Here is a 16060-nt window from a genome sequence, read left to right as displayed (position 1 = left end):
TGAGTTTCCCCACCGATACGACGGCCACGCCCGTGCTCAAAATGAGAGCTGCATAACGCACATACGGACGCGGCGACAGGCGGCCGGAAGATGGGCTCATCCCCGGCCGCCAAAGGGCATTTACAGCGAGGTGGCAGCCTCCGCGTTCAACCGTCAGACGGCAATCTTACCGCCGCCGGCCTTGGTGATCGCAACGACCGCAGGACGTACCGGCATATCAGGCTTGAAGTCCGGCCAGCGGGTGGAAAGATCCTCGTAATAGGACGGGCGGCCATGGCCTGGCCAGTCCTCGCCGCCATCGCCAGGATGCTGCACGGCGACGAAGGCGGTTTCGTCATCCGGTGTGAAGAGCGGGCCGCACATTTCGGCGCCGACCGGCACGCGGAAGAACAGCTTCGAAGTGGCGCGCGCCGCCCCTTCCGTATCGACGGCCCACAGACCGTCGGTGCGGCCGGTGGCCTTGTTGTTGTTGCCGTCGGTCGAAACCCAGAGGCGGCCGGCAGCATCGACGGCGCAGTTATCGGGCATGCCGAACCAGCCGTTCTTGGTCGTCTCGGTTGAAAAGGTCGCACCGACGGCCGCAATCGAGGGATCGCCGCACTTCAGCAGCACTTCCCACTTGCCCGATGTGGCAGTGAAATCGCCGTCGTTTTCAGAGATCTCGATGATGTGGCCGAAGGCGTTTTCCGCGCGCGGATTTGCGGCATCCACCTGGTCGGCCTTGCGGCGGGTGTTGTTGGTCAGCATGACATAGACCTTGCCGTTGACGCCGTTCGGCTGGACGTCTTCCGGGCGGTCCATCTTGGTGGCGCCGAGCGCGTCGCCGGCGCGACGACATTCGATCAGCACGTCGGCCTGGCTGGTGAAGCCGTTTTCCGCCGTCAGCGGGCCTTGGCCGAAGACCATCGGCAGCCATTGCATGGTGCCGTCCTCGTTGAACTTGGCGACATGGAGCGTGCCGCTGTCGAGCAGGTTCATATTGGCGTCGCGATCATTCGGGTTGAACGCTGCTGATGTCACGAACTTGTAGACATAGTCGAAGCGCTCGTCGTCGCCGAGATAGAAGACGACCTTGCCGTTCTTGGCGACGATCGACTCGGCGCCCTCGTGTTTGGTGCGGCCGAGCGCGGTTCGCTTCTTCGGCGCCGACGTCGGGTCCATGACGTCGATCTCGACGATCCAGCCGAAACGGTTCGGCTCGTTCGGCTCCTTGGAAAGATCGAAGCGATCGTAGAAATTGGCCCACTCGTAGGCGCCTTCCGGAACGCCGTAACGCTTATAGTTCGGGGCTTCCTTGTGACCTTCCGGCAGCGCGCCGGAGAAATAGCCGTGGAAGTTCTCTTCCGCCATGATGTAGGTGCCCCAGGGCGTGACGCCGCCGGCGCAGTTGTTGATCGTGCCGATGGCGCGGGTGCCGGTCGCGTCGGCACTGGTCTTCAGGCGGTCGTTTCCGGCGGCGGGGCCGGTAATTTCCATCGGCGTGTTGGCGGTGATGCGGCGATTGTACTTGCCGTCGGCGATGACCTGCCACTTGCCACCCGTCTTGCGGATCTCGACGATGGTGCCGCCGTGGGCCGCCATCTCGACATCCACCTGCTCCTTGCTGAGCGCGCCCTGCTTGATCTTGCCGTCGATCACCTGCACGAGCCCGGCAAACATCAGGTGCGGGTTCGTGTATTCATGATTGACGACGAGTAGGCCATGTTCGGACGAACCGTCGAGCGGAATGAAGCCGACATAATCGTTGTTGTAGCCGAACTGCTTGTTCTGTGCATCGGCCGTCTGCTTCGCCGGATCGAATTGCGGGGCACCCGGCAGCACGGCATCGCCCCAGCGCAGCAGAATTTCGGCATCATAACCTTCAGCGACATGATGCTTGTCGTCGACGCCGGCCGCCACTTCGGAGAAGTTGAAGGCAGAGCCTTTATTGTCTGCAGCGCGCGCCTCGTCCGCGCTCATCAGCACGATCGGGCTTACCGTCGCTGCAATGGCGGAAACGGCAAGCGAGCCCTGCAGAAAATTGCGGCGTGAAAAACGCTTGCCGATGATTTCACCCATCGTCGGATTGGCGCTGGTGTTGTGGCCGTCACCATCCGCGTCTTCGAGCTGTGTCGTCGGGAAAAGCTTCTGGGAAAGATGCTCGTTCATCCAATGCCTCCACGGTTGAAAACTAGTGTCAAATTGTCTTGTTTTAGATCCATTCTAAAGCTAAAGGCGCGATATTACGGTTTTGCGACAGGAACGTCTTAGGGATGCTGTTCTCTCTCTCAGGCAGGAGCGACACGGCTCAGTGAAGGCCAAGACCGGACATTGCCGTAGTCGGCACGTTGCCTCCGCCCTATGATTCTTGCGTCATGAAGATGAGACAATGGATCGCTCGATGAGCTCTCCGACACGAATGAGGCTTTCGAGCGCGCCTTGACCGGCCCCTATGCCGGGGTCTGCGACGCCTCAGGTCCACCAGATGCTTGGCCATGCCACGATCCAGGGAGGCCTCTCGTGTTGCGGAGAGGCCTCAAGCCTAGCCGCCTCGCAAGGCTTTGGCGACCTGGACGACCTGGACGGCTGGATTGTTCTCGCACGGCTGCGCGCCGGCTCGGCAACGGGTCGCGTCTTTTGGGACGCCTGCGATCTCGTCATCATGGCTCCGGCCGCTGACGTTGCAGCCGGACGCTTCGACCGTCGCGTGCTCTTGTCCGGCTAGTCCGACGCAAGCGGAAAGCCGCTACCGATGGCAACGGCTTGGCAGGACGACATGCACGGAGGATAACCGCAAAGCGCGCCGCATGAACCAGGTTCGATGCGGCGCGGAAAGTCGCTTAGTTGACCGACTTGTCGACCAGCTTGTTCTTGCCGATCCAGGGCATCATGCCGCGCAGCTTGGCGCCGACTTCTTCGATCGGGTGGCTGTCGTTCAGGCGGCGAATGCCCTTGAAGCGCGAGCCGCCGGCGCGGTATTCCTGCATCCAATCGGACGTGAACTTGCCGGTCTGGATGTCCTTGAGGACGCGCTTCATCTCGGCCTTCGTCTCGGCAGTGATGATGCGCGGACCGGAGACATATTCGCCCCACTCGGCCGTGTTGGAGATCGAGTAGTTCATGTTGGCGATGCCGCCTTCATAAATCAGGTCGACGATCAGCTTCACTTCGTGCAGGCACTCGAAATAGGCCATCTCAGGCGCGTAACCGGCCTCGGTGAGCGTTTCGAAACCAGCGCGGATGAGCTCGACGAGACCACCGCAGAGAACGACCTGTTCGCCGAAGAGGTCGGTTTCGCACTCTTCGCGGAAGTTGGTTTCGATGATGCCCGAACGGCCACCACCGACGCCGCAGGCGTAGGAGAGAGCGAGTTCAAGCGCATTGCCGGAAGCGTTCTGGTGAACGGCAACGAGGCAGGGAACGCCGCCGCCCTTCTGGTATTCGCCGCGAACCGTGTGGCCCGGGCCCTTCGGTGCGATCATGACGACGTCGACTGAAGCCTTCGGCTCGATGAGACCGAAATGAACGTTGAGGCCGTGAGCGAAGGCGATGGCTGCGCCATCGCGGATGTTGCCGGCGATGTCGGCCTTGTAGATGTCGGCCTGCAATTCGTCCGGTGTCGCCATCATCATCAGGTCCGCCCAGGCGGCAGCTTCGGCAACCGTCATGACCTTGAAGCCATCGGCTTCGGCCTTCTTGACGGTCGGCGAACCGGCCTTGAGTGCGATGACGACGTTCTGAGCGCCGCTGTCCTTGAGGTTCAACGCATGGGCACGGCCCTGCGAACCATAGCCGATGACGGCGACCTTCTTGGCCTTGATGAGGTTGAGATCGGCATCACGATCGTAATAGACGCGCATTTGAAGTTCCTTCCCTTTGCTTGTCTTGTTGACTGTCATTAAAGCGGAATCAGCCGAGAACCGGCATCTCCGCCAGAACCTTGTCCGTGCCATAAAGCCTGAGGAAGGCGGTCACCGCCCTCTCCGCCTGGCGTGCGGTATCCTTGAGGCCTGGTTCGCCGAGCAGCATGCGCACATGCAGGTCGGAGACAACAAGGCCGTAAAGCGTGTGATAAGCCTCGTCGGCATCGGCAAAACGCAGGAGCCCTGCCCTTTTGCCGGCATCGATCAGCGCCATGGCGCGCCGGTCGATCTGGCGACGGCCGCGCTCGAGCAGCAACTTGCCGAGTTTCGAGCCGTCGCGGTTCGACTGCCCGATCGCCAGCCGGTTCAGCGCCAGCGAGACGTCGCCGGCAAGCACCTCCAGCAGGTCACGCGCAAAAATGACGACATGGTCGTGCAGGCTCGCCGCCGTCAGCCGCTCGCCGTTGCGCTCGAAGGTGCGCACCTTGCTGGCCTGATAGGCGATCATCGCCGACAGCAGCCCGTCGCGATCGCCGAACCACTTATAGAGACTTTCCTTCGAGCAATTGGCGGCTCGCGCCACACCCGAGGTCGTCAGCGCCTTCTCGCCGCCGTCCACGAGCAACTGCAGCGCCTGCTCCAGAACGGCGTTCTGGCGCGGCGAAAATTCGCTCGGCTCTGCGGTATCGACGGACACGATCATGGCTCCCATATACGTACCGTACGGTACGGTTCGTGAGGTTTATGCGATAAACCGATCAGGTCGTCAAGAAGCCTGGATAGATTTTTTTAATACGGGAAACCGCGATGAAACACCAGAATTGGATAGGCGCGAATCCTCGGCGATCGCATAATGTCGCGCTACGCCATTTGCCCGGAGGCTTCGATGTCACGCCTTTCTGCAGCTCTTCTCCTGCTCGGAGCAATTCTCCTTGTCGGCTCAAGCGCTCTCGCGCAGTCCGACAGCGACGTCTATAACCGCATCGAGGAACTGCACGGCGATGCCGCAAGCTTCGACCGGCCGCTGCGCCAACTCGTTCGGGCGATGCGCTCAGGCGACGCCGGGACCATCGCCGGCCTTGCCGAATACCCGCTGACGGTCAAGGCCAACGGCGAGAGCTACGACGTCGAGAGCGCTGAGGATTTCATCGACAATTTCGACGATCTCGTGACGCCGGAAACGCGCCGCGCCGTCGGACGCCAGCAATACGAGGACCTTTTCGTCAACAGCGACGGCGTCATGCTGGCCGGCGGCGCCGTCTGGATGGGCGCGGTCTGCGACGACAACGCTTGCGAGGCGAGCCATTGGGCGATCATCGCGATCAACAACTGATATTTGTCGTGGGGAAAAGGCAATGAGATACTGGATAGCCGCCGCGGTCATGACCACAGCTCTCGCCATCGCAGCAAACGCACAGGCGGCCGAAACGCGCTGCGGCTGGATCGAGAATCCGACGCCCGCCAATTGGTGGCTGGAGGACGCGGAGAATACCTGGACAATCATGACCCAGGGCGACGATGCCGGCGAGGTCGAAGGCATGGAGCTGATCTCCGACATCTCCGAACATGATTATGTCAAAACCAACGGCAATTACGGCTATGCCTGCGCCTGCATGAGTGTGGAAACGGATGGCAAGGATCGCATCACCCGCATCCTCTCCTTCCGTCAGCTAAAGCTCGCCAAATGCCGTGCCGACAAGGCGCTGAAATTTCCCGGCTGATCCGCGAAGAGCAGTAGCTTATGACGCCGTAACGCAACCTGCGGGAATCAAGAGAGTATCCGCTGGAATCGTCTTCTCGATCGCATAGAGCTTTGCGAAACCCGCATCTTCGACCAGCGTCAGGCCCGCCGGCATCAAGGTGCCGACATAGCGGTCGGGTATATCGGCATTGGCGACAAGGACGAAATCGAAATGTCTGCGCCAATCCGACAGGTAAGGCGTAAAGTTTCTATATTCCTGCATCATTGCCGGGCATGAAAGCACGCCGATCGACAGCAGATTGCCCTCGGGAACTGCGATCTCAGACCATGGCGGCAGAACGGAGAGCGGCTGCTTGCCTTTTGCCGTGAAGAGCGTCGGCACGAAAGCATGCGACAAGGGCACGGCAAGCGTCGGCAGGTGCCGGAAAGTATCCAACCCCCAGGCAAAATGCCGGTTCGAGTGGGCAAGACCGCTCACTGTCTCGGGTTCATGTCCCAGAGGCAGCACGGTTGCACCGGCCGGCACCCTTTTAAGCACAGTCTCGACGGCAGCAACATCCTTCTGTGCCAGCCACCAGTTCCAGCCGACCCAGCCGGTGCGACCGAAGACTGCGAGATTGATGATGAGCGCCAGCAACAGCGCTTGCCGGCGCGTCAGATTGGCGAAGGGGCACACCATCGCCATGGCGACGAGCGCCGTCATGATCGGAAAGCGCCAACTGATCCACCCGGTGCCGAGCATGTGGCGAGGCGAAACACAGGACAGAAGCAGTAGGCCGCAGGCGGCGACGGCAAGCCCCGCATGGACGCGGATGTCGCCCGAGCGGACGGCACGCGTGCAGATGAGGATCAGCGGCAGAACCAGCACGACATCCACCACCGGGACATAGGTCGTGATGGCGGAGAGCAGATTAAGGACGATCAGGACGATGCCATCGTTCCAGGCAAGGCCAAGGCCATCGCCGCCGGCGCTGGGCAAAGCCGCCGTATGGAGATAGAGCGCGAGCGGCGGCAGGGCGCAGGCGCCGAGCGCCAGCGCCAACCGGCCGGCGAGCCTCATCAGACCCGCCTTAGATCGCACTATATCGGTGCGCCAGGAAAATTCGAGGCCGCAGACGATCGCCATATAGAAGCCAAGCGCGAAGAGATGCATCACCGTCAGCAGCAGCGCGGCGGCGAGCCGCCATGCAAAAACCAGGGCGGGATTTCTGCGCTGCAGCCGCAGATCGACGCAGGCGAAGAACAAGGCCATGCCGAGGCCGATCTGGAAGTTGATGAAGCCGCCGATCATGGTGGCGCACCAGCCGAGCGACAGCATGGCGGTCTGCCAGTGGTGCCGACCGCCGAACAGCGCGCGGTGCAGGCCGATCGCGCCCAGTGGCGGCAGCACGATCGCCAGGAAAAGCAAAGCCCGCGCAAGCCTGTCTGCACCGACAAGCGGCCCCAGCCAGGTGGCTAGAACGTCGATCCCGACATTGGTGAAGGTGCGGTTCCAATCGACGGCATAGATCTCAGGAAACGGCTGCTCGCCGATCCCGCCCGAAAGGAGCCAGATACGGGCGTAGTGATTGGCGTAATCGAGAACCGGCGGAAAGGGAAACAGGAGGACCAAAGCCGCCGTAAGTCCGACGAATGCGACGATCGCAACGGTGGAATCCTGCCTGGCGATCGATTCCTCAGGCCCGGCTGCGGCCACAGCAGGCGCGGCAATCCGGTCCATTATCCGATCCGGCTGTTCTTTTGCGAGCGCGGCGGCTCTTCGGATGCAAAGGCCGCATCCAGCGCGGCGCGTTTGTCGCTGGCGCTCATCTCCGAGAAAGCGATCGACAATTCTGCGTGTTCACTGCCGCGCACGATCGTCTCGACCATGAACATCGGCCGCTTCTTGCTCTCTTGTACCAGACGGCCGAGATACTCGCCGATGATGCCGATGCAGATCAGCTGGATGGCGCTGAAGGCGCTGACCGCGGCCATGATCGACGACCAGCCGGTCACCGTCTCGCCCTGCAGCCAGCGAACGAAGGTGTAGACGAGCAACGCGATCGCGACGCCCGCGCTCATCATGCCAAGCCAAGTGCTGATGCGCAGCGGCGTCGTCGAAAAGCTGGTGATCGCATCGAGAGCGAAATTGATCATCTTTCGCAGAGGATATTTCGTCGTGCCGGCAAAACGGGCGTCGCGCTCGTAAGGCAGCGCCACCTGCCTGCCGCCGATCCAGCTGACCATGCCGCGGATGAAGCGATCGCGCTCCGGCATCGCCAGCAGGATATCGACGACACGTCGGCGCATCAGCCGGAAATCACCGGTATCGCGCGGAATGGTCACGGAAGCGAGCTTGGACAAAGCGCGATAGAAAAGCGAAGCGGAGGCCAGTTTGAACCAGCTTTCGCCCTGACGGCGCGTGCGCTGGCCGTAAACGACGTCGGCGCCGCGCTCCATGATCGGCATCATCATCAAAAGCAGCTCTGGGGGATCCTGAAGATCGGCATCGATCAAAAGCACGCGCTCGCCGCGCGACGCGGAAAGACCCGCCGTCGATGCCAACTGGTGGCCGTGATTCCGCAGAAGACGAACACCGAGCAGCTGTGGCACATCTGCCGCCAGATCCGAAATGATCTCCCACGTGCGGTCGGACGAGCCGTCATCGACGAGAATGAGCTCGAAGCCATCGCCGGCAACACTATGCGCGGCAGCAGCGGCGCGGCGGCAGAATTCGCGCAAGCCCTCTTCCTCGTTGTGACAAGGAGCGACGATGGAGAGAAACGGTGCTTGCGTCATGCGGACATCTGGGCCTGCTTGATATCTGCCGCAAGACTAGTCGGAAACGTCAAACAATCCTTTAATGATCCCACCGCACTTTGGCACGTTCTTGCTGGGCGCGGTACTCTATTCCGCCGCCATGACCTCGCGGGCGCCGTCGACATCGCGGGCCGGTGAAGCGCCGTAGAGGCGGCTGTATTCGCGGCTGAACTGCGATGGGCTTTGATAGCCGACGCGGTGACCGGCCGTGCCCGCATCGAGCCGCTCCACGAGCATCAGACGGCGCGCCTCGTGCAGGCGAAGCTGCTTCTGATACTGCACCGGCGTCATTGCCGTGACCGACTTGAAGTGATGATGGAAGGACGACACGCTCATGCTGACGCGGTCGGCAAGGTCTTCGATGCGCAATGGCCGCGCGAAATTCTCCTTCAGCCATGCAACGGCGCGCGCAATCCTGTTGCTGTGGCTGTCTGCAGTGGCGATGTTGATCAGCCGCGCACCATCCGGCCCGGTCAGCACCCGGTAGAGGATTTCCTGCTCGATCAGCGGCGCCATGGCAGGAATGTCGCCTGGACGATCGAGCAAGCGCAGCAGGCGAACGGCAGCATCCAGGAGCTCCGGCGGAGCGACGTTCACCGCCATCCCGCGCTGCCCGTCGGTATGGGCGGCCGGGCTCGGAATATCGATGCGACTGAGCAACTCCAGCAGCTTTTCGGAATCGATTGCCAGCCCCAGGCAGAGATGCGGAACCTCGGGGCTCGCCTCGGTGACGCGCCAGGCGACCGGCAGGTCGAGCGAGGTCAGCAGATAGTCGCCGGTCCCGTAGCTGATAAGTTCCGTGCCGAGGCGCAGGCTCTTGGCCCCCTGCAGTACAAAGGCGAAACAGGGCCGATAGCTGCTGTGCAGCGGATCGCTGGGCCTGGACCGGCGGCTGACATGAAGATTGCCAATATTAGTTGAGAACTCGCCGTCACCAGGCGCGAAGCGCATCGCAATGTCGACGATCTCCCGATAGGGGTTGAAAGGCAAAGTCATGGGGCAACTCTTTCTGTCAACTGTCTGACGCCGGCTATACCGCCCTATCTAAAGTGTCTTGGCCATTTCGCAAACAGGCAGGCGTCTCACTTTTGCAGGATCGTGCAAAAAGCTGAGAGGATCGCTCTAACCCTCTGCCGCAGTTCCAGGCAATAGTCCGCCATCCCGTTCAACCCCTCCCACAATCGAAAAGGAAGGTTCCCATGCCTATTGCAAGAGGCTACGCCGCGACCGACGCTTCCAAGCCACTGGCCCCTTTCACCTTCGAACGCCGCAATCCGAACCCCGATGACGTCGTTATCGACATCAAATTTGCCGGCATCTGCCATTCGGATATCCACACTGTCCGCAACGAATGGAAGAACGCCGTTTATCCGATCGTACCGGGCCATGAGATCGCCGGCATCGTCTCGGCTGTCGGTTCCGATGTGACCAAATTCAAGGTCGGCGATCGCGTCGGCGTCGGCTGCTTCGTCGATTCCTGCATCGGCTGCGCCGAGCGCGACCTCGATCGGGAACAGTATATGCCTGGACTCGCCGGCACCTACAACGACTTCGAAGCCGACCGCAAGACACGGACCCAGGGCGGCTATTCCGACTCGATCGTCGTCAGGGAAGGCTATGTCATGTCCATTCCGGACAATCTGCCGCTCGATGCCTCCGCGCCGCTGCTTTGCGCCGGCATCACGCTCTACTCGCCGCTGCGCCACTGGAATGCCGGCCCCGGCAAGAAGGTCGCGATCGTCGGCATGGGCGGTCTCGGCCATATGGGCGTCAAGCTCGGCGCCGCCATGGGCGCCGATATCACCGTTCTCTCCCAGAGCCTTTCCAAGAAGGAAGATGGGCTGAAGCTCGGCGCCAAGGAATATTACGCCACCAACGACCCGGAAACCTTCACGAAGCTCGCCGGCACTTTCGACCTGATCATCTGCACCGTCAGCGCCGAGATCGACTGGAATGCCTATCTCGGCCTGCTGAAGGTGGATGGTTCCTTCGTGGTGGTCGGCGCCCCGGAAAACCCAATCCCCGTGCATGCCTTCGCGATCATCCCCGGCCGCAAGAGCATATCAGGCTCGATGATCGGTTCGATCAAGGAAACCCAGGAAATGCTCGACTTCTGCGGCGAGCACAACATCGTCTCCGAGATCGAGAAGATCAACATCCAGCAGGTCAACGAAGCCTATGAACGCGTCCTGAAAAGCGACGTCCGCTACCGCTTCGTCATCGACATCGCCTCGCTGGCAGCTTGAAAAACGAGAGGCGGCTCGCGAGAGCCGCCTTTTTGATAACGGCATCCTCCATCCGTCCTCATGCTGAGGCGCGTAGCCCTTAGGGCGAAGCCTCGAAGCATCACCCGCAAACACCACTCCTGCCCGCCACGTCGGAGCGCCCGCCCCGTGCTTCGAGGCTTCGGCCTCCGCACCTCAGCATGAGGCTCTCGTGGACTGCAGCCGCAGCAGATATTCGACTGGTTTGAACGGATCGGGGCCTGAACGCTGGCGCGAACGTGGCGGGCCGGCCATCGGGGCATAATGGTCGAAAGAGGTTTCCATGGTCCCCACCCCGCTCGTCAGACCCGGCAATTGCTGCTGGACGCTCTGGATCATCGCGGACGCCATGGTGCCTTCCAGCCGGGCCATGCCGTCGGCAATCACGGAATCCGTCATCGTCGCAGCAGATTTCGCAAGCAAAGTGAGCACACCGCTCAGGCTCTCCGCGGGCGCTTCGAGATGAAAGCGGTCGATCGGCTCGCATATCACGGTCTGGGCGGCCGATAGCGCCGTTGCCAGCACCCATGGCGTTAGTTGCCGGAAATCGGCGGCGGTGCTTGCAGGCGAGCTGTGCCGGGCTGCCGTCATCGCCACGTGGCAATCGATGACCTGCCAGCCGAAAACGCCCTGCTTCAGCGTTTCGAATACGGTTTCTTCGACTGCCCTGTAAAAGCTGGCGGGCATCTGGCCCACGTCCACATCAAGTGCAAAGCTGTTGCCTGCCCCTTCTGGTCGCGGTTCGACGCGCAGACCGACGGTGGCGAGAAATGGATTGGGCTCCTTGAAGAGGATCTGCAGGCCTTCCCCTGTTCCTGCAAGCCTTTCCACTAAGATGACCGTGCTTTCCTCGAACCCGGCATCGAGACCGAAATCCGTCAGCAGGGTCGATTGGACGACCTCCTTCTGCACCTCGCCATAGAGCGATACGAAGATGTCGTCGGCATCATCGTTCCGGCGCAGATTGATCAACGGGTCCTGCTCCGCCATCTGGTTTAGCGCCAGCCAGAGGGCCGCCTTGTCGGAGGGCCGCCGGGCAAGGACGCGGGTTTCGAGGCTGGGCGGGGCAAACTGCGGCGGCCCACCCGCGAGCAGGTCGCCGCCCACCGCATCCCCGATACGGGCGCCGGCAAGGCCGCTGATGCGCGCGATCTGCCCGGCGCGGAAGCTTGCGGCGCCATGAACCCGGCCGGCCTCGAAAACCTCGATTGCGCTCACCCTATCCGGGCCTTTGGGCAAATCTAGATGTTGCCGGAGCCGGACCGTGCCTGACCTCAGGTACATATAGGCCAGCTTTTCACCGCCCCAGCCGCGTTCGATCTTGAAGATTTTTCCGGCGATCGGCCCGTCCGGATCGAGGCGCCGGCCGGGCAATATCGTCGCGATGGCCGATGTCAGGGCCGGCACGCCGACGCCAGTCGTTGCCGCACCTGCGAAGACAGGATGCACCAGACCGCTCGCGACCTGATCGGTCAGGCAGCGTCCAAGCCTATCCGCCGTCAGGCGATCGGGCGCCAAGACGTAATCGTCCAGCAGCGCCTCGTCATTCTCCGCGAGTGCTTCGCAGAGCGGCGTGAAAAGCGGTTCGCATCCGGGAGCCAACGCCTCCACCCGAGCAAGCCTGCTGCCGGCATCAACGACGGAAGACATGGCGATGGGGCGAACGAGCAATTGGCTGGCAAGAGCCTTCAGGACATCCTCATATTGCGCGCCGAGACGATCGACCTTGTTGACGAAGAAGACGAAGGGAACGCCAAGCCGCCGCAGCGCCCGCACCAGCACCCGTGTCCGGGCCTGAACGCCTTCGACCGCCGAAACGACAACGACAGCAGCATCCAGCAATCCGAGCACCCGCTCGACCTCGGCGATGAAATCCGGATGACCGGGCGTGTCGATGAGATTGACGATCCTGTCGCCGACCGTGAACGACACCACCGCGGCTCTGATCGTGATGCCGCGTTGCCGTTCGAGCTCGAGAGTGTCCGTCTGTGTATTGCCGGTATCGACGCTGCCGAGCTTGTCGATGACGCCGGCGTCAAAAAGCAGTCTTTCGGTAAGGCTAGTCTTGCCTGCATCCACATGGGCGAGGATGCCCAGATTCAAAGTGCGCATGAACCACCAACTTCTCAGAATTTCGAATGTGATTTTCGTGAGAAGTGAATCGGCGCATTGGAACCTCTACCTGGTGATGGCGACGGCTGGATGTGTAACCGCTGGTGGTTTTCGGAAGACGCGGGCGGAATGCTAGAGGCGTGTCGGGAGATATGTCAAGCTTGAGCGTATCACGTTCACGCGTGGCTGGTTGCCTGGACCAGCGTGCCGTGGCCGCCCCCCTCTGCCCTGCCGGGCATCTCCCCCACAGGTGGGGACATTGGCTGGGCGCAACGGCTTCCCCAAACAATCAGCGATTCAGCTCGGCTTGACGTTCAGGATGCGGGAAGGTCATGCCACTTGTGATCTCCCCACCTGTGGGGGAGATGCCCGGCAGGGCAGAGGGGGTGCCCCGCGGCATGCCTTCTCCTGCTGTCCCCAACTTGACCCGAAGAAGGGGCTTTACCCCTCCTCCCGCATCGTCTCCCGCTGGGTGATCAACCGGGCGCTGTGCTGGCCGCTCAGATAGATCCACAGCCAGCTCCAGGCGACGGAGAAGCGCGAGCGGGTGCCGATCAGGAAGTAGATATGGGCAAGGCCCCAGATCCACCAGGCGAGCCAGCCTTTCAGCTTGATCCGGCCGAAATCGATGATTGCCGCACTCTTGCCGATCGTCGCAAGGCTGCCCTGATGCCAGTAGCGGAAGGGCGCCGGCGCCGGTTTGCCGGATATGCGGGCGCGGATGACCTTGGCGACGTAACCGCCCTGCTGCTTGGCGGCAGGCGCAATGCCCGGCACCGGCTTGCCGTCCTCGCGCATGACCGAGGCGGTATCGCCGACGACGAAGACGTCGGGCAAACCAGGCGCGCTCAGATCCTTCTCGACCACGACGCGCCCTGCCCGATCCGCCGGCACGCCGAGCCATTGCGCCGCCGGCGAGGCGGTGACGCCGGCGGCCCAGACGATCGTCCTGCTGGCGACGAAAATCTCGCCGATCTTCACGCCGTCGGCGTTGCACTCCGTCACCGGCTTGCCGAGATGGATCTCGACCCCGAGTTTCTCCAGCGCTTTCTGCGCATAGGCCGAGAGTTCCTCGGCAAAGGTCGGCAGCACCCGCGGGCCTGCTTCGACCAGAACGACGCGGGTCTTGCGCGTGTCGATGTTGCGGAATTCCTTGGGCAGCGTGAAATGCGCGAGTTCGGCGATGATGCCGGCCAGTTCGACGCCGGTTGGCCCCGCCCCGACGATGGTGAATGTCAACAGCGCATCGCGTGCGGCAGGATCGGCCTCCATCTCCGCCTTCTCGAAGGCAAGCAGCACGCGCCGGCGGATCGTCGTCGCATCCTCAAGGGTCTTCAAGCCGGGCGCCACCGGCTCCCATTCGTCGTGGCCGAAATAGGCATGCGTCGCCCCAGTCGCCAGCACGAGTGTATCGTAACCAAGAGTCATGCCGTTGCTTAAGGAAACCGTCTTCGCACCGCTGTCGACGCCGGTGACCTCTCCGAGCAGCACCGTCACGTCAGGCCGGTCGGCATAGAGGCGGCGGATCGGCCAGGCGATCTCCGAGGTGGAGAGAATGGTGGTCGCCACCTGATAGAGCAGCGGCTGGAAGAGATGGTGATTGCGCCGATCGACCAGCGTGATTCTGACACCGGTGCCTTTCAAGCCATTGACGAGTTGCAGCCCGCCGAAACCGCCGCCGACAACGACGACATGATGATCGCTCATGACCTACCCCTTTTGCGCCATTTCGCTCAAAGCCAATGTGGCCTTCGCCGCGATGGTTGCAACTGCCGTTTCGGCATAGCTCCCCTGCAGGAGCTGGCTCAATCGGCATATCCTACGGGAATCGCCGTGCCGCCCTTCAGAAGCTCCATCGAGATCGAGGCCGAGACGTCGAAGAGCTCGATCTTGCGCACGATCTGCTTGTAGATCACATCGTAATGCTCGACGCGCGGCAGCACGATCTTCAGGATGTAGTCGTGATTGCCAGTCAGCCGGTGCGCTTCGACGATTTCGGGAATGTCGCTGATGATCCGGCGGAAGGTCTCCGTCCATTCGTCGGAATGGTGCGCCGTCTTGACCAGCGCGAAGACCGTCGTCGGCACGCCCATCTTTTCCCGGTCGAGCACGACGATGCGCCGGGCGATATGGCCGCTCTCCTCCAGCCGCTGGATGCGCCGTGAGCAGGCCGATATCGAAAGCGCCACGCGCTCGGCAAGATCGGTCACGGATATGCCCGCATCCTTTTGCAGCATGTCCAGAATGCGCCTGTCGCGATCATCAAGCATGTGTCGAACATATACCTCTCGCGTCTTTTTTGCAGAATTTCATAAAATGACGCAAAATCCTATCACATATCTGATTCAAGGGACAAACAAAGCAAACACATCGCGCCGGGATTGCGGCATCATTTTCTAAAGTTCAGAAGCATGGAGAGCATGAAGAAATGGAAACGATCGGCCTTATCGGCGGCATGAGTTTCGAAAGTTCGGCGGTCTATTACCGCCTCGTCAACGAGATGGTGCGTGACCGCAAGGGTGGCCTCGCCTCGGCCGAACTCATCCTGCATTCTGTCAATTTCGAGGAGATCGTCGCGCTTCAGAAGGCCAGCGACTGGGATATGGCCGCCCGTCGCCTCGCCGACGTGGCGCTGCGCCTGCAGATCGCCGGCGCCGGCTGCATCCTCATCTGCACCAACACCATGCATCTGATCGCCGACAAGGTCGCAGAGAAGATCTCCGTGCCACTGATCCACATCATTGACGAGACCGCGAAATCGCTGCATGCGGCCGGCCGCAAGCGACCGCTGCTGCTTGCTACCCGCTACACGATGGAGCACGGCTTCTACAGCGACCGCATGAAGAGCCTTGGTGTTGATATCATAGTGCCAGATGCGAGCGACCGCACGACCGTGCACGATATCATCTTCAACGAACTCTGCGCCGGCAAGGTGCTCGACAGCTCTCGCGACAAGCTCATGGCAGTGATTGCACGCGCCATCGACAACGGCGCCGACAGCATCATCCTCGGCTGCACCGAGATCTGCCTGATCCTCGATCCCGACCATTTGCCGCTGCCGGGCTTTGACACCACCGCGATCCATGCGCGGGCGGCGGTCGATTTTGCGCTCGGCGCAGACGAAGCGACAGAAGAGGAAGCCGCCTGAGATCACACGGACAATTTAGTTGACTCAGTCAACTAAATGCACGACAAAGTCTCTGTTTCGGAGATTTTGTCAGTTGCTGACACCTCACTCTCTCCTCGGCGTCATCCTCGGCCTTGTGCCGAGGATCTGCCACGTATCGACCGGAGGCAGATGCTCGGGACAAGCCCGAGCATGACGAAAGAAGAGTTGGCCG

Annotated in this window: 14 protein-coding genes; 5 read left to right on the top strand and 9 right to left on the bottom strand. The window is 61.6% G+C overall.

Annotated features, from left to right (window positions below):
• Positions 1-153: 153 nt before the first annotated feature.
• Positions 154-2148, bottom strand: coding sequence for a PhoX family protein (locus tag GFM02_RS08830; protein WP_168321437.1), 1995 nt, complete (start codon positions 2146-2148; stop codon positions 154-156).
• 316 nt (positions 2149-2464) lie between these two features.
• Between GFM02_RS08830 and GFM02_RS08825 the strand changes: the two genes are divergently transcribed.
• Positions 2465-2704, top strand: a complete 240-nt coding sequence (locus GFM02_RS08825) for a hypothetical protein (protein ID WP_020050736.1) — start codon at positions 2465-2467, stop codon at positions 2702-2704.
• A 115-nt stretch (positions 2705-2819) separates the two neighbouring features.
• On the opposite strand, the gene ilvC is transcribed toward GFM02_RS08825, so the two are convergent.
• The gene (gene ilvC, locus GFM02_RS08820) at positions 2820-3839 is read right to left on the bottom strand and encodes a ketol-acid reductoisomerase (RefSeq protein WP_003560822.1); all 1020 of its coding nucleotides are present in this window, start codon (positions 3837-3839) and stop codon (positions 2820-2822) included.
• 49 nt (positions 3840-3888) lie between these two features.
• Complete coding sequence (locus tag GFM02_RS08815) at positions 3889-4554, bottom strand: TetR/AcrR family transcriptional regulator (RefSeq protein WP_020050738.1); 666 nt, start codon at positions 4552-4554, stop codon at positions 3889-3891.
• 141 nt (positions 4555-4695) lie between these two features.
• Here GFM02_RS08815 and GFM02_RS08810 point away from each other — a divergent pair, with 141 nt between their 5' ends.
• Entirely contained in the window at positions 4696-5175 is a 480-nt protein-coding gene (locus tag GFM02_RS08810; protein ID WP_205930237.1) for a hypothetical protein, read from the top strand.
• A gap of 22 nt (positions 5176-5197) precedes the next feature.
• Complete coding sequence (locus tag GFM02_RS08805; protein WP_077978716.1) at positions 5198-5563, top strand: DUF4087 domain-containing protein; 366 nt, start codon at positions 5198-5200, stop codon at positions 5561-5563.
• An 18-nt stretch (positions 5564-5581) separates the two neighbouring features.
• Here GFM02_RS08805 and GFM02_RS08800 read toward each other — a convergent pair whose 3' ends face one another.
• The 3 genes from GFM02_RS08800 to GFM02_RS08790 form a co-directional block, all read right to left on the bottom strand.
• Positions 5582-7264 (bottom strand): hypothetical protein, encoded by a 1683-nt coding sequence (locus GFM02_RS08800; protein ID WP_168321435.1) that lies wholly within the window; start codon positions 7262-7264, stop codon positions 5582-5584.
• Positions 7264-8322, bottom strand: coding sequence for a glycosyltransferase family 2 protein (locus GFM02_RS08795; protein WP_168321434.1), 1059 nt, complete (start codon positions 8320-8322; stop codon positions 7264-7266). Before GFM02_RS08795 ends, GFM02_RS08800 begins: the two co-directional genes overlap by 1 nt.
• A gap of 108 nt (positions 8323-8430) precedes the next feature.
• On the bottom strand, positions 8431-9339 hold the full coding sequence (locus tag GFM02_RS08790) for an AraC family transcriptional regulator (protein WP_168321433.1): 909 nt from the start codon (positions 9337-9339) through the stop codon (positions 8431-8433).
• Positions 9340-9542: 203 nt separating this feature from the next.
• Between GFM02_RS08790 and GFM02_RS08785 the strand changes: the two genes are divergently transcribed.
• Positions 9543-10589, top strand: a complete 1047-nt coding sequence (locus GFM02_RS08785; protein ID WP_168321432.1) for an NAD(P)-dependent alcohol dehydrogenase — start codon at positions 9543-9545, stop codon at positions 10587-10589.
• Positions 10590-10763: 174 nt separating this feature from the next.
• Here GFM02_RS08785 and GFM02_RS08780 read toward each other — a convergent pair whose 3' ends face one another.
• The 3 genes from GFM02_RS08780 to GFM02_RS08770 form a co-directional block, all read right to left on the bottom strand.
• Complete coding sequence (locus GFM02_RS08780) at positions 10764-12719, bottom strand: elongation factor G (RefSeq protein WP_168321431.1); 1956 nt, start codon at positions 12717-12719, stop codon at positions 10764-10766.
• Between the two features lie 441 nt (positions 12720-13160).
• Positions 13161-14426: an NAD(P)/FAD-dependent oxidoreductase gene (locus tag GFM02_RS08775; protein WP_168321430.1), complete on the bottom strand. Its 1266-nt coding sequence runs from the start codon at positions 14424-14426 to the stop codon at positions 13161-13163.
• Positions 14427-14524: 98 nt separating this feature from the next.
• On the bottom strand, positions 14525-14989 hold the full coding sequence (locus GFM02_RS08770; RefSeq protein WP_003541227.1) for an Lrp/AsnC family transcriptional regulator: 465 nt from the start codon (positions 14987-14989) through the stop codon (positions 14525-14527).
• A gap of 158 nt (positions 14990-15147) precedes the next feature.
• Here GFM02_RS08770 and GFM02_RS08765 point away from each other — a divergent pair, with 158 nt between their 5' ends.
• On the top strand, positions 15148-15867 hold the full coding sequence (locus GFM02_RS08765; RefSeq protein WP_168321429.1) for an aspartate/glutamate racemase family protein: 720 nt from the start codon (positions 15148-15150) through the stop codon (positions 15865-15867).
• The last annotated feature ends 193 nt before the right edge of the window (positions 15868-16060 follow it).

It is taken from the genome of Rhizobium leguminosarum bv. viciae, from assembly GCF_012276115.1.
Taxonomy (GTDB): Bacteria; Pseudomonadota; Alphaproteobacteria; order Rhizobiales; family Rhizobiaceae; genus Rhizobium; species Rhizobium leguminosarum_T.
The sequence above is the reverse complement of the archived record's forward strand: the minus strand, read 5'-3'. Positions and strand labels throughout refer to the sequence as shown.